Genomic DNA, 24,421 nt, shown 5'->3' with positions numbered 1-24,421 from the left:
CTTACAGGTTTAGGAAGTTCTGGAGAATCTGCGCGCCCGGGGCCCCGCTTTTCTCGGTGTGAAACTGGACCGCGTAGAAGTTTTTGTACTGCAGGGCGGCACTGAAGGGCTCTGGGTAAGAGCTTTGGGCAATGGTATATTCGGTAACCGGCGCGTAAAAGCTATGCACGAAGTACGCGTACTCATCATCCTTGATACCAGTGAATAAATCACCCTTAAGGTGGTGCAGGTTGTTCCAGCCCATGTGCGGCACTTTCATGGCTACTTCAAACCTTTTCACCTGCACGGGAATAATACCTAACATATCAGTATCGCCTTCTTCAGAGTGCTGACAGAGCAGTTGCATGCCCAGGCATACGCCTAAAAAAGGCTGCGTCAAGGTGGGCAGCAACTGGTCCAGGTGGTGGGCTTTGAGCGCACGCATAGCCGAGGATGCCTCTCCCACACCCGGGAAAATCACTTTGTCCGCACTTTGGATTTCTTCGGCGTTTGCCGAGACAGTGGCCTGCACCCCCAGCCGCTCCAGCGCGAAAAGGACGCTCTGCACATTGCCGGCTTTATAATCAACAATAACGGTTTTCATTATAAGATGCCTTTGGTGCTGGGAATCTCCATTTTGTTCACGTCGCGCACCAGCGCCATCTTCATGGCTTTAGCCACGGCTTTGTAAATAGCCTCAATCTTGTGGTGCTCGTTCTCGCCCTCAGCTTTGATATTGAGGTTGGATTTGGACGTGTCTGAGAACGACTTAAAGAAGTGCATGAACATCTCGGTGGGCATATCCCCTATCTTCTCGCGACTGAATTTGGCGTCCCACACCAGCCAGGGCCGGCCGGAGAAGTCAATGGCGGCATGCACCAGGGCATCATCCATGGGCAGCAGGAAGCCATACCGGCTGATGCCGCGCTTGTCCCCGATGGCTTGGGCGAAGGCTTCCCCCAGGGCCAAGGCGGTGTCTTCAATAGTATGGTGCTCGTCAATGTGCAGGTCGCCTTTCACCTGGATGCGCATGTCTACCCCTGAATGGCGGGCCAATTGATCCAGCATGTGGTCAAAGAAACCTAATCCGGTCTGCATGTCTGATTTGCCTTCCCCGTCCAGATTAATCTCCACGCTGATCTGCGTCTCATTGGTGTTGCGCTGGATGGTGGCTTTGCGGGCGGGCAACCGCAGGAAGCTATAGATCTCGTCCCAGTCAGTGCTGGTGAAGGTGGCCTCAGGGTGCGCTTCCGGTTGTAACAAGATACTTTTGGCTCCAAGGTTTTGGGCCATCTGCACATCGGTGAGCCGGTCCCCGATCACATAGGAATTGGCCAGGTCATAGTCGCCGGTGAGATATTGGTTTAACATTCCCAGACGGGGCTTGCGGTTGGGGCTGTTCTCGTGTTCAAAGCTGCGGTCAATGTGGATGTGCGAAAACTCTATTCCTTCGCCGGCCAATATTTCCAACATCTTGTTTTGATAAGGCCAAAAAGTGTCTTCAGGGTAAGAATCAGTGCCGAGGCCGTCCTGGTTTGTGACCATCACAAACTCGTAATCCAATTCGGTGTACATCTTGTAGAGGTTCCGAATCAATTTGGGGTAAAAGGAGAATTTCTCAAAAGAATCCACCTGGTAATCGGTGGGCGGCTCCAGCAAGATGGTGCCGTCGCGGTCAATGAATAAGACTTTTTTCATGGTTTGTTAGTAGCAGGTTTCGTGTTGCTAACAACACGACAGTATTTTGTTTTTTCTGTTATTTCTAGGTGTAAAGCATCAGCTTGCGCCTAGGTGTTCTTTATTTGAAGGCAGTTTTCTAAAAACCGCCTGTTTTCCCTTTTCCTTTTCTCAGACGCGCGAGGTAAGTCAGAAACTACCCAATTTTAATAAGCACCAGTCTTGAGAATCGCGCAAGTACGGGCTAGTCTTTCAGTACCTTTACTTTCCGGCCCTGTTTCTGGCGCCTTTCTGAAATAATGGGCACCAAACGCGGTTATACAGCTGTAGCCTGAGCAGCATAAGTTTGAAGGGCTTCCAGCAAATGGTCATTCTCCGCAGGCGTACCAATGGTGATCCGGAGACAGTTGGCGCAACCGGGTTGGGTGGATCGGTTTCTAACCACTACACCTCGTTCCAGCAGATACCCATACAAGGCATTCGCGTTAGGCACTTGCACCAGCACGAAGTTAGCATCAGAGGGAAATACTTTCTCAATCAGCGGAAAAGCTGCAAAGGCTTCCACCAACCGGTCTCGCTCATTTTTGATAACTGCCAGCATGTCGTGCAGTTGGGCGGTTTTATCTAAGGCGGCGCTTACCAACTCCTGCGTCACGGCGTTGATGTTGTAAGGCGGCTTAATCTTGTTCAGGTACCCAATGATCTCCGGTGAGCCGAAGGCCATTCCCAAGCGAAGTCCCGCCATGCCCCAAGCCTTTGACAGCGTTTGCAGCACCACCAGGTTAGGGAATTCCTCTAATCTGGTACTCCAACTGGGGGATTGGGTGAAATCGATATAGGCCTCATCTACCACCACCAAACCGTTAAAGGAGGTGATCAATTTCTCTACGGTGGCAGGTTCTAAAATATTACCGGTAGGGTTATTGGGCGAACAGAGGAAAAGGATTTTGGTCTGCTCCGTCTGTTCAGCAGTTATTTTCTCAAAAACAGGCTGAAAATGCTCGTCGAGCGGCACGCGCTGAATACCAATGTTGTGGATGTTCGCGCTCACCTCATACATGCCGTAGGTAGGCGGCAACAACAGCACCTCGTCACGACCCGGTTCGCAGACCAGACGCACCAACAGGTCAATGGCCTCGTCTGATCCGTTTCCAATGAAGATTTGCTCGGGTTTCACCCCTTTCAGCTTGCTCAGCTTTTCCTTGATGGTTTTCTGGTAGGGGTCTGGGTAGCGGTTATAGTCGGTGCCTCCGGCCAGGCTGCCCAAGTTGTTCTCGTTCGCGTCCAGGTAGACGCTGGCTTCGCCCTCAAACTCATCGCGCGCCGAAGAATATGGCTTCAGCGATAACAAGTGCGGGCGGATGAAAGTCTCTATGGAAAACATTTTATCAAATTTGGAGATAAAGATTTGGGGATTTGGAAATTAGGAGATTTGAAGATGATTTATCTTTTATTTTTCCTCCAAATCCATTCGTTCATCTATAATAAAGCAGTAACCCTTCCTGTGAGAATTCATTTCCAAATTTTCACATCTTCTCATCTTCTAATTTTACCAAGCCTAAGCGTTACTGCATGCTTGTGGGCATGCAATCCTTCGGCTTCTGCCATGATTTCTACGGCGGGGCCGATGCGCTCCAACCCTGCGCGGGTGAGGTGCTGGAAGGTGATTTTCTTCACGAAGCTGTCCAGGGAGACGCCGCTGTAATTTCGGGCGTATCCGTTGGTGGGCAAGGTGTGGTTGGTACCTGAGGCATAATCGCCTACACTTTCTGGGCTAAAGTGGCCCATGAAGACCGAACCAGCCTGTGTTACCTGCTCGGCCAGGGCTTCAGGCTGCGCCACCGAAAGGATTAAGTGCTCTGGGGCATAAAGATTAGAGAAAGCCAAGGCCTCTTCCAAGGAGTCCACCACTACCCCGATGCTGTTGTCCAGGGCTTGTTCCGCTACGGCCTGCCTTGGAAGTTGGGCCACCTGTTCGGCCACTGCGGCCTGTACCTTTTGGAGCTGGTTTTCTGAAACAGTGACCAAAACAACCTGTGAATCCGGACCATGTTCGGCCTGGGAAAGTAAGTCAGCTGCCACGAAGGCCGGATCAGCGGAATCATCTGCGATGACCAATACCTCTGACGGACCGGCTGGCATGTCAATAGCCACGCCTACTTGCGTCACCATCTGCTTGGCGGCGGTCACGTACTGGTTGCCGGGCCCAAAAATCTTGTCTACTGCCGGCACCGTCTCCGTGCCGAAGGCTAAAGCGGCCACGGCCTGGGCGCCACCGGCCTTCAAGATGCGGGTGATGCCTAATCTGTGGGCGGTGTAGAGGATGGTGGCATTGATAGAACCGTCGGCGCTGGGTGGAGTGGCCAGGATGATGTCACGGCAACCGGCAATCTGGGCCGGTATTCCCAGCATAAGCAAGGTAGAGAACAAAGGCGCTGAACCACCCGGTATGTACAAACCTACTTTTTGGATACCTACTGATTTTCGCCAGCAAGTTACACCAGGCATGGTTTCCACCTGCAGCACTGGTTCATGCTGCGCTTCATGGAACTGGCGTATATTGTTGTACGCTAATTCAATAGCCGACTTCAATTCTTCCGTAACTTTTGGTACAGCAGCGGCTACTTCTTCTGGGGTCACCCACACGCTGGAAAGGGTGGCTTTGTCAAATTTGGCAGCTAATTCAATTAAAGCAGCATCGCCGCGCTGTTGTATCAGGTCAAAGGTCTGTTGCACGCCCGCCCGCAGTTGATCCAGTTTCTGCACCGGGCGCTGAGTGAGGGCGGCCCATTCCGCCTGCGCTGGATATAGGTACGTTCTCATCTTAGCTGATCATCTTTTCAATGGGAACCACCAGAATACCTTCGGCGCCGGCTTCTTTCAATTTCTGGATGATGTCCCAGAAATCGTCTTCATTTACCACCGAGTGCAGCGAGCTCCAGCCTTCCGTAGCCAGCGGAATGATAGTGGGTGATTTGATACCCGGCAACAGCGGCTTAATCTGCGGAATGGCGGAGTTAGGGGCGTTCAACACCACGTATTTTGATTTCTGGGCTTTCTGCACCGCTTCCATGCGGAACAAAAGTTGTTGCAACAACCGGTTCTTCTCCTGCCCCAAGTTCTGGTTCGCGATCAGGACTGCTTCAGATTTGAAGACCGTCTCCACCTCGCGCAGGCCGTTGCTGATGAGCGTAGAGCCTGAAGAGACAATGTCACACACCGCATCCGCTAAGCCTATACTGGGCGCTATCTCTACAGAGCCGCTAATGGTATGAATATCGGCGGTCACCCCTTTGGAAGTCAGGAATTCCTGGAGCAGGTTAGGGTAAGAGGTGGCAATGCTTTTGCCTTGTAAAGAAGAAACATCAGGGTAGGTATCTCCCTTAGAGACGGCCAGAGACAGCCGGCATTTGCTAAAACCCAGGTTCTTCACCGTCAACCGCTGCAGGCCCTCTTCCACCAGCACGTTCTGGCCCACAATCCCAATGTCGGCCACCCCGTCAGCCACATAGCCCGGAATGTCGTCGTCGCGCAGGAACAGGATTTCAAGGGGAAAGTTGGTGGCTTCGGTCTTTAATTTAGAGGTAGTGCTGATAAAGGAAATACCGCACTCACGGATAAGCTTGAGGGAGTCGTCTGATAAGCGACCTGATTTTTGGATGGCTAGCCGAATCATGTAGGATAATGCTGTGAAGCGTGTTGTGTGAAAACAAAGATAGAACCAGTCCGCTGCATCTTAACAGAATAGCGAAGGGTTAAATGGAGCCCAGCCCCAGAATGGACGATATGGTAGTAGTATTCCTCCTAAGAGGAATGATGGAAATGAGCACAATGCACCCCGTGCACCGCGGTGGCGGCGAGAGAGAGGAGAGTATTTTTGTTGGTGCTGCTCATAATGTAGGCCAAAGGTAGTACGTTCTCTTAATTATCAAACAAGATTTTAACTCTTTTTGATTTGTTTTGTTTCTGTTTTACTTCGTTATTTGTTTTATCCTATAAAATAAGCAAAAAGACCAAATTGTATGGCATGGTATTTTCTTTGCCCCTGGTGTTGCAATAGGATTCCTTTGTAGAATCCCCTTCGTTAATTGATCTTCTATGGCAAAATTCACGCTTTTCTCTTTCTTGCTCCTTCTTTCTTTCTCCGGGTTCTCCCAAACGGTTTTAAAGCTTCCCCAACCCAGCCCCCGGGCCATCTTAAAATACACCATAGGCGTGACCGATGTCACCATCAATTATGGGGCCCCAGGAGTGAAAGGCAGAGAGGTATTCGGGAAACTTGTGCCTTATGGCCAGGTGTGGCGCGCGGGTGCGAATGAGGCTACCACCATTACCTTCAGCACCGACGTGCGGATCTCGCAGGAGAACATTCCGGCAGGCACTTACACCCTCTATTTTTTACCCGCAGATTCTGTTAATTGGACGTTTATCCTGAGCAAGCAGAAGGGCCTTTGGGGCACCGAGGGGTATGATCCCAAACAAGACCAGGTGAGGTTGCCCTATGGAGCCCAGCCCGCGGCTTTCCATGAAACCTTTCAATACACGGTTCAAGACATTACGCCTACCAGTGGTTTCCTGACCTTAAACTGGGCCAACAAACAAGTTAGGGTACCCATTCGGGTAGATTCCCATAAACAGACCATGAACCTTCTGCGGCAAACTTTGTCCTCTGCTTCACCCAAGGATTGGAATGCTTACGCTCAGGCGGTCAATTACCTGATCCAGCAGAACGCCGACCATGAGCAAGCCCTGGAATGGGTGAATAAATCCATTTCCCTGGAGGAGAATTTCTACAATACCTTTCTCAAGGCAAAGCTCCTGGCCCAAAAAAATGAGTATGCGGAAGCTCTGGAACTGAACAAAAAGGCGCAGAAGCTAGGGAAAAAGTCGCAAGAGGCCTATCAACCCTACGCCACTGAGATAGAAGACGCCGCCGTGCTTTGGAAAGAGAAACGCTTTGCAGGTAATTGATCTGCCTGCTTTTGGGTTAACAGAAAGGCCACTCCTATTGGGGTGGCCTTTCTGTTTGGTAATGGTTACTCACTATACTTACACCTAAAAGGTAATAGCTGGAATTTGATTTGTTTCAGAGGCCTTTTCTAAAAACAACCCCTTTACAGCTTCACGATACACCGCAGGTTGAGGAGTCTTCCAGTAAGATAATTGGGCACTGCGTAGGTAATGCTGTTATAATCCTTCACATAGTTGTAGGAGATCACATTATTAGCCGAGATCAGGTTCAGCACCTCCAGGCTTAACCAAATGCTTTTCAACCCTACCCCATTCTCTTCCTCCGTTTTCCGGAGCGTGAGAAGTTTAGAGAACCCTATATCCACGCGTTTATAGTCTTGACCAGGAAAGGAGCTCCGGAAATTAATATCCCCCGGCGGGCTAAATGGTACCCCGGTGGAGAAGACCATGTTCAGGTACATACGCCAGGTAGGGTGGTTTGGGAGGTGATCCTGGAAAAACACGCCAAAATTGAGGAGTTGGTCCGTGGGCCTGCGCAAGTACCCGCGCTCTGTTCTGGAAACCACTTTCCCGGTACTTGGGTCACGGGTAATAACAGAATCCCCTGCCAGGTTCTCTCTCGTCCTGAGCAGCCCCAGGCTGAACCACGACTCCTCTCCTTTGATAAATTCACCGTTCACCCGTACATCTAACCCCATAGCGTAGGCGGTGGCGTTCACGTGCGGCAAGTAGCGTACCCGCATGTTGTCCAGCTCATAAGGAATCACCGAGGGAAGGTACTTATAATAAGCCTCAGCGGTGAGTTTGAATGGTCGGCCCCATTTTTTAAACCTGTATTCTGTTCCGGAGATAAAATGCCACGATCTTTGGTTGGCCACATCCTTGACTAATTCGCCCTGGGCATCCCGTAACTCCCGGTAAATAGGTGCTTGCACATATACCCCACTCGCTACCTTGAAAGACCAATCAGGCAATTTTGAAAACTGCATGGCATATTGGATTCTGGGACTCAGCGATAGCTGTTGGTTCACCGTCCAGTAATGGAAGCGCACCCCATAGGTAAGCGTCTTCAGGCTATCTACCGCCCATTGATGCTGCGCAAAGCCTTGGAACCGCCAGGAGGAAAGGTCTTGCCGGGATTGTAGCTGGCCAAGGTTATAGACATAGTCGGAAGAATCCTGGAACGAATACTCCTGCAGTATATCAGAGATTTTCTCCCGGGAGCCTTTTATGCCAGCACTGAATTGACTCTGGACCGTAGGCGACCAGGTGGTTCTGGCTTCCATATGTTGCATGGCGGCTTTGAGTCTGTTCCGGGAGTACTCATAGCGGGTTCCTACACCCCGCTCTCCGGCGCAGCGGTTAAAGGGGGAAACGCCAGGGGATGGCATGACATCACAGAACCGGTACCCCGCCTCCAGATCCCGGAATTCCCGCTCCTGGCTGTACAACCCGGAATAAATAAGCTCTGACGAAAGGTTGGCGTTGAAGGCATGTTGAAGCCGAACTCCTCCTTGGTAGGTAGTGTACTTCATTTGCTCCTGCCCGTCATACCCTACCAGTAACCTCAACATCTGGTTCACGGTACCGAAGGTGGTTTCGCGGGTCTCAGGGCGTACTTGGTAGTTGTTCTGCGCAATATTACCCAGGAAACTCAGCTGCGTTTTAGGCTCCAATCCCGCATCCCGGTGGGTTTGCGAGGAAAGGTCATAAGTGAGGTAAGTCTGCACATCAGAGAATTTGGGCCGATAATCCCCTTCTACTTCCAGGCTGTTTAAAACGTAGGCCGCATTCTTATGCCTGGCCCCCACCAAATAAGTAAAACGCCCGGCCGCTGCGGTTCCTTCGGTATGCACAGAGCCACCGGTAAGGCTACCTGAAAGGGTGGCAGCAAACTTGTTCGGGCGGCGATACTGGATGTCCAACACCGAAGAGAGTTTATCGCCGTATTGCGGTTTCCAACCGCCGGAAGAAAAGGTGACATCCTCCACCAGATCTGGGTTCACGAAGCTCAGCCCTTCCTGTTGCCCGCTGATGTTCAGGAAAGGCCGGTACACCTCAATGCCATTCACATAGACCAGGTTCTCATCAAAATTGCCCCCCCGCACAGAGTAGCTGGAGGAGAGTTCATTGTTGCTGGTCACCCCAGGCAGGGTCAAGAGAATCTTATTGAATTCCTGGAACGGGGCCGGTAAGGTTTGGGTGAGCCGGGGATCTAACTTGGTAATGCTGATTTGCTCCCGGGTATCTTCGGGGTTCTTGCCCAAAATCCGGACCTCGGTTAGGTTCGTTTTTTCCTCCTGCAGCTCCACCGTAAGGAACCGCTTCTCCTGCGGCAGTAATTCCAGTTCTTCCCGGTTCGTCTGGAAACCAATGTACCGGACCACCAACCAAACGCGTACGTTAGGCTCCAGGGTGAGGGAAAACCTACCTCGGGCATCAGTAGCTGTGGCAATATTCTTTCCTTCTATGGTCACCGTGGCGCCAATCAAAGGTTGTTGTCTGGCATCCTGCACCACCCCTTGTACATACGCCTGTTGGGCCAGGGCTGGTACCTGTAGCAACACCAAAATAAGCCCAATCCACCAACCTCTGCCCATACTCTTTTTATTTATAGAGCGATTTGTTTTAGGTCTTCAATGGTTTGCGGCGGATTCTGGGACTGAAACACAAAAGATCCGGCCACTAAGACGTCGGCGCCCGCCGCTAATAATTGAGAAGCATTCTCCTGGTTTACCCCACCGTCTATCTCAATCATACAAGGAGAGCCTTTCTCCTTTATCAATCTTTTAAGTTCCTTGATTTTCTGGTAGGTATGCAGGATAAACTTCTGCCCTCCAAATCCCGGGTTCACCGACATGATACAAACCAAATCAATGTCTTGGATCAGGTCAGAAAGGAGGCTGATTGGAGTATGCGGGTTTAAGGCTACTCCGGCTTTGGCTCCGGTGGCTTTTATCTGTTGCAGGGTGCGGTGCAAGTGCGGGCACGCCTCATAATGCACAGTGATGACGTCAGCCCCCGCCGCCCTGAATTGCTCTATATACAGCTCCGGGTGCTCAATCATCAAGTGCACATCCAAAGGTTTGGTCGCCTTTTTCTGGATGGCCTGCAGAACCGGAAACCCGAAGGAGATATTAGGGACAAAGCGGCCGTCCATGACATCTACGTGTATCCAGTCGGCGGTACTTTGGTTAAGCATTTCTACGTCTTGGTCTAACTGCCCAAAGTTGGCGGCAAGAACCGATGGAGCTATTAAATGAGCCATTTTTAAATTGTTATCCTACAAAGCAACACTTTCTATGGGCAAAAAGCAATGTACAGGCTGCCTAACTCCCTATAAAAGGCTGATCCCCTTTAAGGTAAGTTAAAGGGGATCAAAAATGAGGTAAAAGAAATAATATATAAGGTTTGGGAGCGCTAATTGGCTTTCCCTGCCTCCAAAAGTTTCTCAACCCTGTCTAAACCGCTGATGATATACCCACTGCCAATTTCACAATTTGTACCGGGGCCTGCGTCACAGTAATAACGGTTCTTGGCAGCACGGTATACGGGTCCCTGGTCTTTGGAATATACCTCCACTACATCGGTAAAGGATATATCTTTCGGCGTTCCTTCCGCCTTGACCACCGTCACCGTGAAAGGGAAAACCTTTCCTTCCATATCAAAAGGTTGGTCTATCCCTTTGTAAAAATAATGAGATTGGTTTTGTGCTTCCTCGTCTTTGCCGTACGCGCTGTTGAAGGCATTTGGGTTCCACTTTTTACCTTCTGCCATAGGAAAGACAAGTTCAACGGTCGTGCGGTTATTGTCTTTCACCTGCAGATCAGTATTAGTGGCAGCCACCATTTTCACGCCAATGATGTTCCAGGCGCTAGTAGGGGAATTCCTTTTACTCACCTTCATCCTGAACCATTCTTTGCCTAACTGGTCTTTCGTGACCTCGTCAATTTCTTCTCTGATCTGGAAATTGGTTTTGGAGGTAATATTATTGACGTATTTTGTCTCTGTCACGTCAAAAACCCAATACTTACCTACTTGTAAGGGGAAGTACGCCAGGCCCATTTTGTCTGGATCTCTGGTGATTTCATCGTCACCGCAGGAAGAAAGCAGGCTGGTCAGTAAAACCAGGGAGAGCAGGAGTTTTCTCATAAGAAAAAATTGACTGTTTTAGTCTAGCATAAAGCTGGTTTCTATCCATCCGCCTCCAATGACATCGTCGCCTTCATAGAAGACAGCCGCCTGTCCGGGGGCAATGGCATTGACACCTGCGTGGAACTTCACCAGCATCTTGTCGCCCACTTGTTCAATGGTGGCAGCGGTGCCAGGGTCATTGTAACGAACTTTGGTGATGGTCTCCGTAGGAAGCCCCAACAGGTTCTCGTATTTCCCCATGCTCAGCTTGCCCACGTTCATTCCGTTTTTGGCAAGTTGCTCATAGTTACCCAGCACTACCCTATTCGTTTCTTTCTCAATGCGGGTTACAAAAGCCGGGTACCCTAAGGCAACCCCCAGCCCTTTCCTTTGCCCGATGGTGTAGAACGGATAGCCTTCATGCTTGCCTACCACGGTTCCGTCTTCCAACACGAATTCCCCCCCGGCCACTTCGGCCTGTAAGGTAGGAACCCTTCTTTTCAGGAAGCCCCGGTAGTCATTGTCCGGAATAAAGCAGATTTCATACGATTCCGCTTTTTTCACCAAAGCGTCAAACCCCCGGTCCATGGCCATCTGTCTGATCTCGGTCTTGTGCAGTTGCCCCAGCGGGAAGATGGTCCGGCTCAGACTTTCCTGAGAGATCCCCCACAGGGCATACGACTGGTCTTTGTGGTGGTCCTTGCCTTTGGAGATCACGAACCGGCCGTTTTCCTCCCGGATGTTGGCATAATGCCCGGTGGCAATGAAGTCACAACCCAGCTTGTCGGCGCGTCGGAGCAAGGCATCCCATTTAATATGGGTGTTGCACAGCACACAAGGGTTAGGCGTACGGCCGGCAATGTACTCGTCGGTGAAATGGTTGATGACGAAATCACCGAACTCCTCCCGAATGTCAATGATGTAGTGCGGGAATCCCAGCTGTACAGCTATGTCGCGGGCGTCATTAATGGAATCAAGGCTGCAGCAGCCGGTTTCCTTTTTGCTTCCCCCGGAACTGGAATAATCCCAGGTCTTCATGGTCATGCCCACTACTTCGTATCCCTGCTCGTGGAGCAACACGGCTGCCACCGAGGAATCAATGCCGCCACTCATGGCGACCAATACTCTTCCTTTTGAACTCATTTTTTTCTTAGATGAAACGGGATTCACAGTCCCGCCGAAAAACATGGGGCAAATATAGTGAAATTGTAGCGCTTCGCCTTGCCCTGAGACTGAACCACTTACTCTTGTACCTTTGAAAACCAAAAGTCAGAAAGAATAGTTTATAGAACCAAGGCAAGTACCTCTCCAGTAAAAGCCATACAATTTTTAAGGTATCTATAGGCTTGAACTATGAAACGGAGTACTTTTGGCGCAGAAACGGCCATTTAAAGCCTCTTTTCCAGAAAACTAGTAAAAAACACATGGCACTTACTACTATAGTCCTCGTCAACCAGATCTCCAACTTAAGTGACGCCCGGTATTGCGCCGGAATGGGCGTGGAAATGCTGGGCTTCTCGCTGCAACCCGGGCAGCCCCAACACCTGACCCCTGCGGAGTTCAAGGAAATTTCTGGCTGGGTTTCTGGGGTGAAGCTGGTGGGCGAGGTGACAGACCTACCGGTGCAGGAGCTGGAAGAATTGCTCTTGGACTATAAAGTAGATATGCTGCAACTCAACAGCCTCTACTTCATTGAGGAATTAGACGACCTTCCGCTGCCCATTATCCTGCGGGTGCTCATTGACAAAGACACGGTTGAGGAAAACCTCATCAGTACCCTGGAAACGTACCACCACCACGTAGAATACTTCTTGATTGACTCAGAGGATTTCTCCTTTATTGATGATACCAACCTGCGTTTCCTGCGCGATCTCTCAGACAAGTACCCCGTGTTGCTAGGATTTGGCCTGACCAAAGACAATACCCGCGAAGCCCTGGATAAGATCCACCCCGCCGGCATCGCCCTAAAAGGAGGCCAGGAAATCAGGCCAGGCTTCAAGAATTTCGATGAACTGGAGGAAATTTTTGAACAGCTGGAAGACTAATCTTAATGTGCTAATTGTTTAATGTGCTGATGTGCTAATTTTCAATTTGGAGATTTGAAGATTGGGTGATGTGAAGATATGCTAAACAACATTTAGAACAGGATTTCTAAATCTCATGATGATTACAAAGTAAGATCCCTTTTTAGTCTGTTTTAAGAAAAACAGACTAAAAAGGGATCTTACTTTGTAAAGCCTTTATTCTATAGGTTGCCTGCCATTTTAATTATGTAAGTGGCGGTGCAATTAGAAAAACCTCAAGGGTTTTGCAATAATTAGCTCATCTCCAAATCTTCAAATTTATACTTCTTCAAATTAAAGAGTATACTGCAGGTACTTGATGGGAACTTCCTGCTCCAGGTAGGTTTTCTCAAAGGTTGTGTAGATGCCCATGGTGTGTTCCTGCAGGTCTGAGCTGTATAAATCCCAGGTGTGCAGGAAGTTGTTGACATTCCGTTCCGTGAGCACTTCCACTGAGTATTCAAACAGGGAGGCGCTGTCGGTTTTCAGGTGCAGTTTACCGCCTGGTTTCAGGATGCGTTCATACATCTCCAAAAACCGGGGTGAGGTAAGCCGGCGCTTGATATCCCGCTTCCGCGGGCGGGGGTCAGGAAATGTGATCCAAATCTCATCTACCTCCTGCTCCCCGAAATGCTGGTCCAGGTTCTCAATGAAGATGCGCAGGAAGCCTACGTTCTGGAGTCCGGCTTCCTCGGCCATGGTGCTGCCTTTCCAAATGCGGTTGCCTTTGATGTCAATGCCAACGAAGTTCTTCTCAGGATAGCGTTCGGCCATGCCAATAGTGTACTCCCCTTTGCCGCAGCCCACCTCCAAGATGATGGGATGGCTGTTCTGGAAAAAATCACTGTTCCAGCGGCCTTTCAATTGTTCATACAGTTCTTTGCCCGGCTCCACCACATTGCGGCGGGTAGCGTTCACGGCAAACTTTTCTAATTTCCCTCTGCCCATGTTGTTATAGATCGGCGATTTCCGCCACCACAAAGGTACTACCGCCAATGAAAATTACCTCATCTTCCTGGGCAAAGGCTTTGGCGGCCAGAATGGCGTCTTCCACAGTAGGATATGCGTTCCCTTTCAGACCGGCGAACTGCGCTTCCTCATAAAGCTTCTGCACGGGAAGCGCCCGGGGAATCTGGGCCTCACAAAAGTAATACCGGTAACTCACGGGCAGCAGACGCAGCACGCTTTGGATGTCTTTGTCGTTTACCGCCCCAAAAACGAAATGTACCTGCTTTGCCTGTAAGGCTAGTAACTGTTTCACCACCTGGGTCAGGCCGTCAATGTTATGCCCGGTGTCACAGATCATGAGCGGTTGCTGCCCCAACACTTGCCAACGCCCCTTAAGGCCGGTAAGACTTTGTACCTGGCGCAACCCTTCCCGCACTTGACTTTCAGAAATAGAGAAGCCCTGCTTTTGGAGTTCCTCCAGGGTAGCCAATACCCCAGGCAGGTTATGCCGCTGGTAATTTCCTAGGAGCGAAAGCTCCAATTCGTCCAGGTAAGGCTCCCCTTGCCGGACCACGTTGTAATAAGTTGCTGTTCCTGTAGTTCTTAAAGGCTCTACCGTAAAGCGTTGGTCTGCGAAAGTAAGCGGGCTTCTGGTTTCCAGGCTCCTTTCTAAAAACACCTGTGAAATAGCGGCTTGAGTGGTACTTACCACCGCCGGTACCTCAGGTTTGATGATGCCTGCCTTTTCGGCGGCTATCTCTGGTAATGAGTTTCCTAACAAGGCCTGGTGGTCTAACCCGATGTTGGTGATCAGGGAAACCAAAGGCGTGATGATGTTCGTGGAATCCAGACGTCCTCCCAAGCCTACCTCAATGATGGCAATGTCTACCTGCTCTTCCACGAAATGCTCAAAAGCTAAGGCTACCGTCATTTCAAAGAAAGAGGGTTGCACTTGCTCAAACAGTCCTTTGTGGTTGGTGGTGAAGGCGGCTACCTTTTCGCGGCTGATCATCTGCCCGTTCACCCTGATGCGCTCTGTGAACTCCTTCAGGTGCGGTGAGGTGTAGAGTCCGGTTTTATAACCGGCGGCTTGTAGCACCGCGGCTAACATGGAAGAAGAGCTGCCCTTGCCATTAGTCCCGGCCACGTGCACACTTTTGAACTTATGCTGGGGGTGATCTAAGGCCGCGGTAAGGGCCAAAACGTTGTCCAGGCTCTTCTTAAAAGCAGCGTTGCCGATGCGGTGAAACATCGGCAACTGCTGGTAAAGATATTCTAAGGCTTGTTCGTAGGTCACGAAGGTCGTCTTTTAATTGGATCTGATGATAAAGGTGATGGTTCCGGTAGCCCCGGCGCTGGAAGAGCCACTACTTATACGGCTGAAAGAGGTTCTCTGTACCTGCTCTTTGTACCAGTTGATGACTTTGGGGCTCACGTTGCTTTCAATCACTTTCACGCTTACCAGGTCGCCGTCACCGTCAATCTTGATTTGGAAAACCACGCGCCCACTCTCATTCTCATACGGGTCTGGGCTGGGGGCAATGTCATAGCGCCAACCAGGCATGTTCAAGGATCCTCCGCCGCTACCGCCCTTGCCGTTCTTCTTGCCAGGGTAAAGACCAGCAGGATTTCCTTTGTCCCCTACGTCTCCTTCATCACCGTTGTTGTTCCCGGTGGGTTGGTTGCTGGTTCCGGCGGTACCGTTGCCCGCACCCGTTTTGGCTTTCCCTGGGAACAAAGCCCGGTTATCTACTTTCTTTACTTCCTCTTTTGGCTTCTCTACCTCTTTGGGCTTAGGCTCCTCCTTCACTGATACCGGAGACTCCATGGTAGTGGTGACTACCTTTTCAGGTTTGGCTTCCTCTACGGGTTGAGGTTGGGGCTGTGGCGTGGGCGTTACCTTAGGAGCCACGGCAGCTGGTTTGCTGTCTTCGGTATTAGGAGAAGGATTGGGTTGGGCTTTGCTGTGCACATCGCCGCTGCCCGTCTCAGTGGTACCAAAAGACATTTCAATGCCTCCCAATTGATCCAGTGGCGGATCAGGTGCTTGCCAGGCCAGGAAGAAAAAAAGAAAAAGGAGTAAAAGCGCATGTACCACCAGGCTCACGACCATGGCAATGCGTTTGTTTTTTTCTTCTTCTTGCGTTAAGGCAACCATTTTATCTGTTATTCGGTGGCAATAGTGGCGATAGAAACTTTGGCCTTCAAGTCATTGGCAATACTGCCCACTTTCACCAGGTATTCTACCGGTACGGATTTATCTACATTCAGCACTACAACTCCCATGCCATCCTCAGCGCCACCCAGGGCCGCGGCCAACATAGGTTGGAGAGATTCAAGGCTGCTGGCCTTGTCATTTACGTAATACTTGAGGTCTGAGGTAATGGTCACGCTCACCTTCTGCATCACAATACTGCCTTTGGTGCTGGAAGGCAAGTTTACCGGCAAGGCCGTGGGCGTGACAAAGTTGGAGGTCAGCATGAAAAAGATCAGCAGCAGAAAGATGATGTCTGTCATAGACGACATACTGAACTCTGCGCTGATCCTGTTTTTAGATCTTAGGTTCATTAGGCTTGGGGCTCCTGTAATAAGTCAATGAATTCAATGGAACTGTATTCCATGTCATGCACAATGCTGTCAATCTTAGAAACAAGGTAGTTGTACCCAACATAAGCGGGAAGGCCTATGATTAGCCCAGCGGCAGTAGTCACCATGGCCTCATAGATACCCCCGGAAAGGAGTTTAGGGCTAATAGAACCTTCGGCCTGGGCAATGGCAATAAATGCCCCAATCATACCGGTTACGGTTCCCAGGAACCCCAGCATAGGTGCGGCACCCGCTACCGTGGCCAGACCTGAGAGGTTTTTCTCTAAACGCGCAATCTCGATCTTCCCTACGTTCTCAATAGAGGCCTCAATGCTTTTCAAAGGCTGACCAATGCGGGAAATCCCTTTTTCCAGCATGCGGGAAATAGGCGAATTGGTTTGGGCGCACAACATGCGGGCTCCCTGCACGTCGCCGGCAATCACCAGGGCCTTCAATCTTCCTATAAAGTTAGCGGGGTTCTGCGCCGCTTTCTTGATGGTCAGGAACCGTTCCACGAAAATGTAAATGGCTACCAGGGAGAGGGCTGCCAGGGGAAACATAGCCCACCCACCAGCCATGGTGAGGTCTAATAAAGAAACGGTTTCTGGGGTGGTTTCTGCGGCAGTTGCAGCATTGGCCAACGTGTCTACTGGAGCGGAAGTGGTGATCTGGAGCAGTAAAGAGTTCATGTTAATAGTTATATACCCAAAGTTCATTGCTTATTTTAGAACGCAACGCCGGAAGAGCTGCAAAGGCCTCGGCCTCAGAGGCATAATCTGCTACTGAAACCCGCTGCCTTTTGGAATCATAGACAGAGGTAATGATCTTGGCTTCAAATCCTTTCTTGAGTAACCGCTTCTGGTTCATGGTAGCGTACCCGTTGGAGGCGTCAAATACCCCCATGATGATGTAGAAACGGCCTGTCTTGCGTTTAATTGCAGAAGAGGCAGCAGGTGCCGCTTTTTCCTCTTCCTTCACCTCTACCGCTTTCTCCGTTTTGGCGGGAGCGGCTACGGCTACTTTGGGCGCGACAGGGTTAACTTTTTCCGGGGTGGCTTTAACGGGAACAGGCGCCTTGGTTGTGGCCGCTTCCTTAGAAACGGTTTCAGGCGCGGTTTTAGGAAAAGAGGCTAAAACGGAGTCCTCGGCGGCCAGTTCTGCCTCTATGGAAGGCTCAACCGGCAAGGTTTCCTTATACTGTTCCGTTAATTGGGCTTGGTCAAAAGCATCTACCTCAGCTATTTGAGCATTCCCTTCTGGTGCAGGGGCCGAGGTTGTCTCTGAGTTGGACAGCAACGAAATGGGGTTCAATGAGCTTAATGCTACATCACTCTGCAAGGAAAGAAGGTACACCGCAGAAACGGATAACCCGCCAATGACCAGGCTTGCCCCAATGCGGTAAAGCTTCCGCCACTTGGAGGCGCCTTTCTTTCCCGCGGCTTGTTGGGCCATCTGGTCTTGGTATTTGCCCCTCAGGATAAGGGTGTCTTTGCCCGAGATAGGCTTAGCTACCAACTCAGGCAAGCCAAACGCCTGCTCCAGGAAATTGTCGCTTTCAATGGTCTCAAACACCAGCTTGCGCTCCGCGTTATATCGGAACACGCCCACATCCTCCAATTCAAAACGGTGCTGGGTTCTGAGCTGTTCTTTCAGATCTAACACAAATTCGGCCACCGCCATCTGTGCCTGCGTCATGGGCCACTGGTTCTTTTGGGCCAGGGAAGAAATCAGAAGCCCATCATTTGCCTTCAGTTGCTCATTGAAGGCCACCCGCTTAGAGGGCGGAGAAAACATATGTTTTACCGGATGGATTTTGGCCGGCGCATAATGCGTGATCAGCCCTCCAAAATTGGGGATGATCACGCAGTCATATGCGTATAGCAGTGATTTAATGTGGCTTTGAACCATGATGCTTAGAACGAATAGGTAACCCCGCCTAAGAAGGAAATTCCTTGCGAAGGGTAATTCACAAACCTTTGGTACTTGCTCCCCAAGAGATTATTACCCATCAGGAACGCTGAAAACCTTGGCGAAAACAGGTAATCTGCTTTCAGGTTCAGGTCCACGATGGTGTCTGTCTCTTGTAACCAGGTAGAACCATTTGTACGGGTTATTTCCCCGAACGAACTGCTAATATAGTAAAGTTCAGTGTTGAAGAGAATCTTGTCAGAAAGATTATATGTCCCGAAGGCCGTCACTTTCATGTCTGGCCGGTGGTAAGGCGCACGCAGTGTGGTAGTTGTATAGTTATTGTTTTCTGCCTTGAGCCCCAGCCGTAATTCCTCCGACTGGTTGAAGGTCAGCTGCCCGAAGAACTGGAACACCTTGGTCACCCCGTTGTCATACACGAGGTCAAACCGGGAAGAATCTGAGGCGGTGTTATTAAAGAAGTACAGGTTGCGGTAGTTCTGCAGCGCCACCCGGGCGGTGAACTGCACCGTTTTGCTGATGCTGCCGTTGAAGCCCCCGTACACCTCCAGCCCTTTGTTCACGTCAGCGATCTGCAGGTTCTGGTTCAGGAAGGGGTTCTCTTTGCTCAAAGAATACAAGGTAGTCCGCTGTAAATCGCCGCCGGCGCCCACAAAGACCGTCAGCTTATCCTGGATGACCTGGTAATTGGCTTCCAGCGCTGGATAGATGTTGAACTTGCGGGCATCATTGATGGTGTCACCGGTATAAGCAATGGTGGCCCCCAATACCAATCCCAGTTTGTCCATTTGCAAGGCGTAGGCGGGCCGTATTTTGAACAGTCCCCTTCCGGTGGACAACGAATCTTTCAGGTTGGTGTAAGCCAGATCCAGGTCTACCACTACTTTAGACACGTCACTCAGGGCATAGTTAGATTCTAACCTTCCGTACAGGTGGGTTTCTTTGGCGTTGTAGTTGTCATTGGTGTAGTTCAGGCCCACCCTTCCCTCGTACTGGAAAGGATTTTTGACATCTGTGAGGTTGTTCAAGTGCCCCTCCACCCCAAAGCGGTTATATACCTGTTTAATAGTGCCTTTTTCTACTTCAGCTACATTCTTCCGGCCGTAGAAATAGTTCTGGTCGCGTTCGTAGCCCAGTTTCCCGCCCACCGTAAGCGGACCAAAGTAAAGGTCTCCGTTCGCCTTCACGTAGGAGCTGGCTGATCCTGAGTTCTCAATCGGCCCGTGGGCCGAAGACACGTGCCCTACCTGCGCCCCAAAAGAGGATTCGTCGCTGCGTTTGTTATGGAAGTATCCTTTGGCATACACCGTACCGTAGTTCCCAATGGCTCCTTTCACATAGTTGCCATACAGTTTTGACAGGGCTTCCTGCTCAATGGTCAACACCTTCATGGGCAGGTTGATGTAATGTTCCGGCAAACGGTACTCATTGAAGCGGTAGGTTACCTTCCGGTCGCCCAGCTTGGGGGGCTGGATCAGGAACTTCTGAAAATTTCGGTTGGCTTCCGGTAATTCCAGCACGCGGTTTTTCTCTACTACAATCTCTGTACTCTCCAACTTGTTGCCTTCGCCCCAGCCCGTCTGGGCGTGGGCTGCTGGAAGTAAGCCCAGTAAAAACAAGGCGGAAATGCCCGCCCATTTTCTAGTATCTCTCATGGTGCTATTTTTTAGGAGTGGTAGTAACGGGAGCAACGGTGTTCTCCAGTTCTGCCAACTTGGCTCTTGCTTCGGTTTTGATTTCTTCCAGGCTGGTGTTCTCAATGATGGAATTCAAAGTCGCCTTCGCCTGGAAAGCCTCGTTCTGGGCCACATAGATATCTGAGATCAGCAAAAAGGTTTTGCCTAACCATAGCTCATAATCCGCAAAGGACTTGCTGAACTCCAGGGCATGGTCTAACGCTTCTTTGTATTTCTGCTGCTTGAAGAGGATCTCAGACATGAGGTAATGGGCCTCTGCCCCATTGACATCAGTAGCCGAGGTGTAAGCCGTCTTGAACTCCTTCTGGGCCTGCTCTTGCCTTCCTAAGGCGTAGCTGGCTTTGCCTCTGAACAACAAGGCAGAGTTGTAGGCATTCAGGGTAGAGTTGCCGCGGGCAATCAATTCATCGGCAATAAGAATGGTGTTGTTGAAGTCATTGGTGAAGTAGAAACTCTTCATAAGCCCCAGCAAGGCATTGGCCTGCTCCTTCTTGTTCACCGCCAAATCACGTAGACGCGAATAGAAGTTGGCGGCCTCTGTGTAGTTGCCGTTCTCAAACTCCATGTCGGCTACGCGCTGCACCGCTTTGCTCAGGTATTCTGACTTTCCTTCAATGGCTACTTCCTTAAGGCTGCGCAAGGCATTGGCTTTGTCGCCGCTGCGCAAGTAGGAATCTCCCAGGAAGTACCGGGCATTAGCCACGGAGGCGCTGGCCGGGTAGCTTTTCAAGAAGGCTTCAAACTTTGGAATGGCTTGCTGGTATTTCTCATTGAAATAAAGCGACTTAGCCGATTCAAATTCAACACTTTCTAAAGCATCGCTTTCTGGGTTAGCGGTCTTGAATTTGGTGAGGTAGGTATCCAGCTGCTCGGTCTGGTTGGCGGCACCCAAGGCTTCCTGTAGAGAATAGAGGGCATTGTTGGCCACTTCATGGGTTGGGTACTGGTCAATCACCCGTTTGAAGTCCGCGATTCCCTCATTCTGCCGCTTGAGGTTCATATAAGAAACCCCACGTTTCTGCAAGGCATTTGGTACCAGGGTGCTGCTGCCGTAATTGTCAATCAGCGTAGTGAAAGAGGCAATGGCCGGGGCATAGTTGGAGTTCTCAAAGTCAATGACGCCTTTCTGGTACACAGCATCATCGGCGTACCTGGATTTTGGGTAGGTCTTCAGCAAGGTCTGCAAACTTTGGATCCCCTGCTCCCGGCGGCCCGTCAGGTTGTATACCACTCCCTTCTGGAAGAGAACGTAGTCTGCATCGGGGGTACGGGCGGCCAGGGCCTGGTCATAGTAAGAAAGTGCCGAGGCGTAATCTTTGGTCACGTAATAGCAATCGGCTAAGCGAACCATGGCATCTGCGTAGTTGGGGTTGCCCGCTTTGATGGTGTTGTCGTTCAGGTAGGCCTTGAAGTGCGTGAGGGCTTTCTCGTACTGCTTCTCGTTGTAATACGCGTACCCAATGCCGTAGCGGGACTTCACGTAAAACTCGGTGCGGCCTGAGTTCACCGTCTGGAACACGGCTCCGTAGCTGTTGATGGCCTGGGGCCAGCGCTGCCCAATGGAATACGCCTCTCCTTTCAGGAAATGGCTCCCTGCCTCCATCTCTTTGTCATACGGGAAGCCGAGAGACTTATCCAGCATGGCTACCGCTTGCTGGAACAGCTGGTCATTGTAGAGTTTTACGGCTTGGTAGTAGGTAACGCGTTGGTAGGTCTCGTTGATGCGGTGGCTGCGTTTGGGCAGTTTCTCAATGTGCTGGATCGCCTCCACGTAGTTGCTGGAGTTGAGGTAGGCATCGCTCAGGATATCATCCACCTCGTCGCTGAAGCGGGAGTCTGGGTAATCTTTGGTGAAAGAGGCCAATGAGTTGATGACCTCCGAGAAGCGGCCCAGCTCATAGTTCAGCTGCGCGTATTTCACGGTGGCCCCCTCCTTCACATTCTTGTCAATGTTCATCTTGCGGGCCTGGTCAAAGGCGCCCAGGGCGAACTGCTTGTTGTTGTCTTTGAGGTAGCTCAACCCCAGGTGGTAAGAAGCATTCTGACCCAGGGAATCAGAATGGAAGGCTACGGCCTTCAGGTTCTGGATAGCGCTCTTGAAATCGTTGTTCTTGTAGTCGGCAATACCCATTTTGTACTGCACCGTCTTGTCCAGGGTCTTTTTGCCTTGGGCATACCCCTTGAAGTACTGCGAAGCGGATTTGAAGTCGCTGCTCTGGAAATAGGCATCCCCTACCAGCAGCTGGATCTCCTCTGGGTTCTGCACCGGCGGCGTCATTTTCAGAGATTTCTCTCCGTAGCTGATGACCTCCGGGAAGTTCTTCTCCTTGTACAAGACCTCGGTGAGCATGTAGGGCACCACCGTCTTATAATTCTCGTCCTGCTCGGCTACTTTCAGGTCCAGCTTGGCGCCGATATAGTCGCCCTCCCGGTAGGCCAGGTAGCCGGCGTAGTAGCTGGAAGCGTAGGTATAGTCGTGCTTGCCTTTCTTGTTGCGGTCAAACAACACCTTGGCTTTCTTGAAATTCTTTTTAGAGAAATAGGAATATCCCAGCTTGAATTCCGATTCTCGCAGCTGGGCCTCATCTAAGCGGTCGGCCGGTGCTTTCTCCAGGTACTGAATGGCTTTGTCATAATTCTTGTTGTCAAAGAAAGACGTGCCTAACTCAAAGAAGGCCGTGGCTGCCTTGGGGTGCGCCGGGTACCGGGCCGCAAACTGCAAGACCAGCTGTTCCGCGTCTGGGTGAAAGAGGTGCAAGCCACTGATGGCGTAATAATACTGCGCATCAGCGGTTTTCTGCGGGTCATTGATGAGCCGGATGTACTCTCCAAAGGCTTGTTGGGCAGCCCCAAACTTTTCGCGGTCAAACAGCTCTAACCCTTCCTGGAAGAAGCGCTCTTCAGAACGGAAGGTCAGGGTTTGCTGCGCGTGCGCAACCTGAGCCCCTCCCAGCAAGGCGGTAGCCAAGGCTAACTTGTGAGGTAGTTTCATAGGTAAATAGGCTTTAGGCCTTCGGCAGCGCCCAAAGCAGTTTTGCTCTGCCACTGTGCCGGGCCTGTCCTTCAAAATTAGAAAAAAAGTGGGTAAGCGACAGCTTAATTTTACCAGGCTGCTCCTACGTTGCAACGCTTCTTTAGAACCTTTAGCATCTGGGCCGCCACTAAAATTCTGTTTAGGGCCTGGTTTGGAAAAAAGGCAGATCAAACAAAATGCTACGCGTGCACCGGTACCGGATGCATGATCTTGAAGACCAATTCTTTTAAAATAGCGGCATCTGACAGGGAACCGCCTTCTATGCCCTTACTCTGCAAGTCTGCCTGGTGAATAAACCCGATGATCTGCAGCACGCGGCGGTATGGGTACGCCCTCAGGGCCTGCAGGTACTCCTTGGCAAGAAAGCCTCGGTTGCCTAATTCCTTGGCTACCGTCTGCTCCGTGATCTGGGGCAGCAGGTGCAGGGTCATCAGTTTGGAGAAAAAGGAAAACAGCAGCACCAGGTTAGGGATCAGCGGGTTGTCTTTGGGGTTGGACTCGAAATAATTCAGGATGCGGTTGGCTTTGAGTACATCTAGCCGGGTGATGGCATTCTGGAGTTCGAAAATATTGTACTCCTTGCTCATGCCAATGTTCTCCTGCACCAGCCGCTCATCAATGGTCTGCCCTGGTTTCAGGTTAATGGCCAGTTTCTCAATTTCATTGGCTAAACGGGAAAGGTCAGAGCCGATGAACTCGGCCAGCATCATCACCGCCTGCGGGTTAGCCAGCAGGTTCTTGTTTTTGATGTACTGGGTAAGCCAGCCGGGTACCTGGTTCTCATAGAGCTTCTTGGTGGTGAGCAGCACCGCCTTCTTGGCTAGCAACTTACCCAACCGTTTTCGCCCATCTACGGACTTGTGCTTGTGGCAGAACACCAGAATGGTGGAAGGCAGAGGGTTGTTGAGGTAGGCATCCAGTTGTTTGGCGGCTGGGTCCTTCTCCGGGTCCGCCTCCAGGTTGGCCAGGTTCTGCGCTTCCTTCACAATCACCACCTGCCGATCAGACATCATAGGGAACCGCTTGGCTTGCAGCAGCACGGTAGAGATGTCGGTGTCTTTGCCGTACATGACCACCTGGTTGAAGCCTTTCTCCATGTCATTCAAGGCATGCTGCTCAATGTAGTCAGAGAGCATGTCAATGTAGAACGGTTCCTCACCCTGCAAAAAATAGACAGGGGCAAATTCACGGTTCTTGAGTTGCTTCAGGATGTCATCTGCGGTCAGGGCCATGGGCAGTAAAGGATGGGAAGGTTAAACGATTCGCTCCCAAAGGTACCTAATTTTAGTTTTTAGTTCTTCGTGATTAGGAGCTTCCTTATAGGTTCCAGAATATGTTTTGGTGGTGATTTTCTGAAACCAGCTTCAAAACTCCACAACCTTTCCTTTTTTCAGAGGGAGATG

General features: G+C 50.8%; 20 protein-coding genes. 2 read left to right on the top strand and 18 right to left on the bottom strand.

The genetic code is table 11. The features are described 5' to 3' along the window. Position 1: 1 nt before the first annotated feature. The 5 genes from hisH to hisG all read right to left on the bottom strand — a co-directional run bounded on the left by hisH (position 2) and on the right by hisG (position 5,332). Positions 2–583, bottom strand: coding sequence for an imidazole glycerol phosphate synthase subunit HisH (hisH, locus tag FOE74_RS08405; RefSeq protein ID WP_149098165.1), 582 nt, complete (start codon positions 581–583; stop codon positions 2–4). Continuing rightward, positions 583–1,677: a bifunctional histidinol-phosphatase/imidazoleglycerol-phosphate dehydratase HisB gene (hisB, locus tag FOE74_RS08400; protein WP_149098164.1), complete on the bottom strand. Its 1,095-nt coding sequence runs from the start codon at positions 1,675–1,677 to the stop codon at positions 583–585. The genes hisH and hisB overlap by 1 nt, the downstream gene beginning before the upstream one ends. 295 nt (positions 1,678–1,972) lie before the next feature. Beyond that, positions 1,973–3,040: a histidinol-phosphate transaminase gene (gene hisC, locus FOE74_RS08395; RefSeq protein ID WP_149098163.1), complete on the bottom strand. Its 1,068-nt coding sequence runs from the start codon at positions 3,038–3,040 to the stop codon at positions 1,973–1,975. A gap of 152 nt (positions 3,041–3,192) precedes the next feature. Further along, the gene (hisD, locus tag FOE74_RS08390; protein ID WP_149098162.1) at positions 3,193–4,479 is read right to left on the bottom strand and encodes a histidinol dehydrogenase; all 1,287 of its coding nucleotides are present in this window, start codon (positions 4,477–4,479) and stop codon (positions 3,193–3,195) included. 1 nt (position 4,480) lies between these two features. Next, positions 4,481–5,332, bottom strand: coding sequence for an ATP phosphoribosyltransferase (gene hisG, locus FOE74_RS08385; RefSeq protein ID WP_149098161.1), 852 nt, complete (start codon positions 5,330–5,332; stop codon positions 4,481–4,483). A 422-nt stretch (positions 5,333–5,754) separates the two neighbouring features. Here hisG and FOE74_RS08380 point away from each other — a divergent pair, with 422 nt between their 5' ends. After that, positions 5,755–6,627: a DUF2911 domain-containing protein gene (locus FOE74_RS08380; RefSeq protein ID WP_149098160.1), complete on the top strand. Its 873-nt coding sequence runs from the start codon at positions 5,755–5,757 to the stop codon at positions 6,625–6,627. Positions 6,628–6,770: 143 nt separating this feature from the next. Here the strand turns inward: FOE74_RS08380 and FOE74_RS08375 are convergent, their stop codons facing one another. The 4 genes from FOE74_RS08375 to mnmA all read right to left on the bottom strand — a co-directional run bounded on the left by FOE74_RS08375 (position 6,771) and on the right by mnmA (position 11,904). Further along, on the bottom strand, positions 6,771–9,227 hold the full coding sequence (locus FOE74_RS08375; protein ID WP_149098159.1) for a TonB-dependent receptor: 2,457 nt from the start codon (positions 9,225–9,227) through the stop codon (positions 6,771–6,773). Between the two features lie 11 nt (positions 9,228–9,238). Further along, positions 9,239–9,895, bottom strand: a complete 657-nt coding sequence (gene rpe / locus FOE74_RS08370) for a ribulose-phosphate 3-epimerase (protein WP_149098158.1) — start codon at positions 9,893–9,895, stop codon at positions 9,239–9,241. 152 nt (positions 9,896–10,047) lie between these two features. Beyond that, positions 10,048–10,779, bottom strand: coding sequence for a hypothetical protein (locus FOE74_RS08365; RefSeq protein ID WP_149098157.1), 732 nt, complete (start codon positions 10,777–10,779; stop codon positions 10,048–10,050). Positions 10,780–10,797: 18 nt separating this feature from the next. After that, positions 10,798–11,904, bottom strand: a complete 1,107-nt coding sequence (mnmA, locus tag FOE74_RS08360; RefSeq protein WP_149098156.1) for a tRNA 2-thiouridine(34) synthase MnmA — start codon at positions 11,902–11,904, stop codon at positions 10,798–10,800. Between the two features lie 281 nt (positions 11,905–12,185). Between mnmA and trpF the strand changes: the two genes are divergently transcribed. After that, positions 12,186–12,806, top strand: a complete 621-nt coding sequence (gene trpF, locus FOE74_RS08355) for a phosphoribosylanthranilate isomerase (RefSeq protein WP_149098155.1) — start codon at positions 12,186–12,188, stop codon at positions 12,804–12,806. 312 nt (positions 12,807–13,118) lie between these two features. On the opposite strand, the gene trmB is transcribed toward trpF, so the two are convergent. The 9 genes from trmB to holA form a co-directional block, all read right to left on the bottom strand. Next, complete coding sequence (gene trmB / locus FOE74_RS08350) at positions 13,119–13,772, bottom strand: tRNA (guanosine(46)-N7)-methyltransferase TrmB (RefSeq protein WP_149098154.1); 654 nt, start codon at positions 13,770–13,772, stop codon at positions 13,119–13,121. A 4-nt stretch (positions 13,773–13,776) separates the two neighbouring features. Next, positions 13,777–15,069 carry a bifunctional folylpolyglutamate synthase/dihydrofolate synthase gene (locus tag FOE74_RS08345; protein ID WP_225840744.1) on the bottom strand — a complete coding sequence of 431 codons (1,293 nt, stop codon included), beginning with the start codon at positions 15,067–15,069 and terminating at the stop codon, positions 13,777–13,779. Between the two features lie 12 nt (positions 15,070–15,081). Beyond that, entirely contained in the window at positions 15,082–15,930 is an 849-nt protein-coding gene (locus FOE74_RS08340) for a hypothetical protein (protein ID WP_149098153.1), read from the bottom strand. A gap of 8 nt (positions 15,931–15,938) precedes the next feature. Further along, positions 15,939–16,340 carry an ExbD/TolR family protein gene (locus tag FOE74_RS08335; protein WP_149098152.1) on the bottom strand — a complete coding sequence of 134 codons (402 nt, stop codon included), beginning with the start codon at positions 16,338–16,340 and terminating at the stop codon, positions 15,939–15,941. Next, positions 16,340–17,047 (bottom strand): MotA/TolQ/ExbB proton channel family protein, encoded by a 708-nt coding sequence (locus FOE74_RS08330; RefSeq protein ID WP_188686532.1) that lies wholly within the window; start codon positions 17,045–17,047, stop codon positions 16,340–16,342. The genes FOE74_RS08335 and FOE74_RS08330 overlap by 1 nt, the downstream gene beginning before the upstream one ends. A 1-nt stretch (position 17,048) precedes the next feature. Beyond that, positions 17,049–18,266 carry an HU domain-containing protein gene (locus FOE74_RS08325; protein ID WP_149098151.1) on the bottom strand — a complete coding sequence of 406 codons (1,218 nt, stop codon included), beginning with the start codon at positions 18,264–18,266 and terminating at the stop codon, positions 17,049–17,051. A 5-nt stretch (positions 18,267–18,271) separates the two neighbouring features. Next, positions 18,272–19,942: a TonB-dependent receptor gene (locus FOE74_RS08320; RefSeq protein ID WP_149098150.1), complete on the bottom strand. Its 1,671-nt coding sequence runs from the start codon at positions 19,940–19,942 to the stop codon at positions 18,272–18,274. A 4-nt stretch (positions 19,943–19,946) separates the two neighbouring features. Next, entirely contained in the window at positions 19,947–22,976 is a 3,030-nt protein-coding gene (locus FOE74_RS08315) for a tetratricopeptide repeat protein (RefSeq protein WP_149098149.1), read from the bottom strand. A gap of 221 nt (positions 22,977–23,197) precedes the next feature. After that, positions 23,198–24,250, bottom strand: coding sequence for a DNA polymerase III subunit delta (gene holA, locus FOE74_RS08310; protein WP_149098148.1), 1,053 nt, complete (start codon positions 24,248–24,250; stop codon positions 23,198–23,200). Positions 24,251–24,421 lie beyond the last annotated feature (171 nt).

This window comes from Rufibacter glacialis (genome assembly GCF_008271745.1).
Taxonomy (GTDB): Bacteria; Bacteroidota; Bacteroidia; order Cytophagales; family Hymenobacteraceae; genus Nibribacter; species Nibribacter glacialis.
This window is presented reverse-complemented; position numbering and strand designations above follow the sequence as displayed.

What these genes read in the sequence shown, in the direction of transcription:
- hisH (WP_149098165.1), bottom strand. Translation starts at nt 583, where the DNA reads ATGAAAACCGTTATTGTTGATTATAAAGCCGGCAATGTGCAGAGCGTC.
- hisB (WP_149098164.1), bottom strand. Translation starts at nt 1,677, where the DNA reads ATGAAAAAAGTCTTATTCATTGACCGCGACGGCACCATCTTGCTGGAG.
- hisC (WP_149098163.1), bottom strand. Translation starts at nt 3,040, where the DNA reads ATGTTTTCCATAGAGACTTTCATCCGCCCGCACTTGTTATCGCTGAAG.
- hisD (WP_149098162.1), bottom strand. Translation starts at nt 4,479, where the DNA reads ATGAGAACGTACCTATATCCAGCGCAGGCGGAATGGGCCGCCCTCACT.
- hisG (WP_149098161.1), bottom strand. Translation starts at nt 5,332, where the DNA reads ATGATTCGGCTAGCCATCCAAAAATCAGGTCGCTTATCAGACGACTCC.
- FOE74_RS08380 (WP_149098160.1), top strand. Translation starts at nt 5,755, where the DNA reads ATGGCAAAATTCACGCTTTTCTCTTTCTTGCTCCTTCTTTCTTTCTCC.
- FOE74_RS08375 (WP_149098159.1), bottom strand. Translation starts at nt 9,227, where the DNA reads ATGGGCAGAGGTTGGTGGATTGGGCTTATTTTGGTGTTGCTACAGGTA.
- rpe (WP_149098158.1), bottom strand. Translation starts at nt 9,895, where the DNA reads ATGGCTCATTTAATAGCTCCATCGGTTCTTGCCGCCAACTTTGGGCAG.
- FOE74_RS08365 (WP_149098157.1), bottom strand. Translation starts at nt 10,779, where the DNA reads ATGAGAAAACTCCTGCTCTCCCTGGTTTTACTGACCAGCCTGCTTTCT.
- mnmA (WP_149098156.1), bottom strand. Translation starts at nt 11,904, where the DNA reads ATGAGTTCAAAAGGAAGAGTATTGGTCGCCATGAGTGGCGGCATTGAT.
- trpF (WP_149098155.1), top strand. Translation starts at nt 12,186, where the DNA reads ATGGCACTTACTACTATAGTCCTCGTCAACCAGATCTCCAACTTAAGT.
- trmB (WP_149098154.1), bottom strand. Translation starts at nt 13,772, where the DNA reads ATGGGCAGAGGGAAATTAGAAAAGTTTGCCGTGAACGCTACCCGCCGC.
- FOE74_RS08340 (WP_149098153.1), bottom strand. Translation starts at nt 15,930, where the DNA reads ATGGTTGCCTTAACGCAAGAAGAAGAAAAAAACAAACGCATTGCCATG.
- FOE74_RS08335 (WP_149098152.1), bottom strand. Translation starts at nt 16,340, where the DNA reads ATGAACCTAAGATCTAAAAACAGGATCAGCGCAGAGTTCAGTATGTCG.
- FOE74_RS08330 (WP_188686532.1), bottom strand. Translation starts at nt 17,047, where the DNA reads ATGAACTCTTTACTGCTCCAGATCACCACTTCCGCTCCAGTAGACACG.
- FOE74_RS08325 (WP_149098151.1), bottom strand. Translation starts at nt 18,266, where the DNA reads ATGGTTCAAAGCCACATTAAATCACTGCTATACGCATATGACTGCGTG.
- FOE74_RS08320 (WP_149098150.1), bottom strand. Translation starts at nt 19,942, where the DNA reads ATGAGAGATACTAGAAAATGGGCGGGCATTTCCGCCTTGTTTTTACTG.
- FOE74_RS08315 (WP_149098149.1), bottom strand. Translation starts at nt 22,976, where the DNA reads ATGAAACTACCTCACAAGTTAGCCTTGGCTACCGCCTTGCTGGGAGGG.
- holA (WP_149098148.1), bottom strand. Translation starts at nt 24,250, where the DNA reads ATGGCCCTGACCGCAGATGACATCCTGAAGCAACTCAAGAACCGTGAA.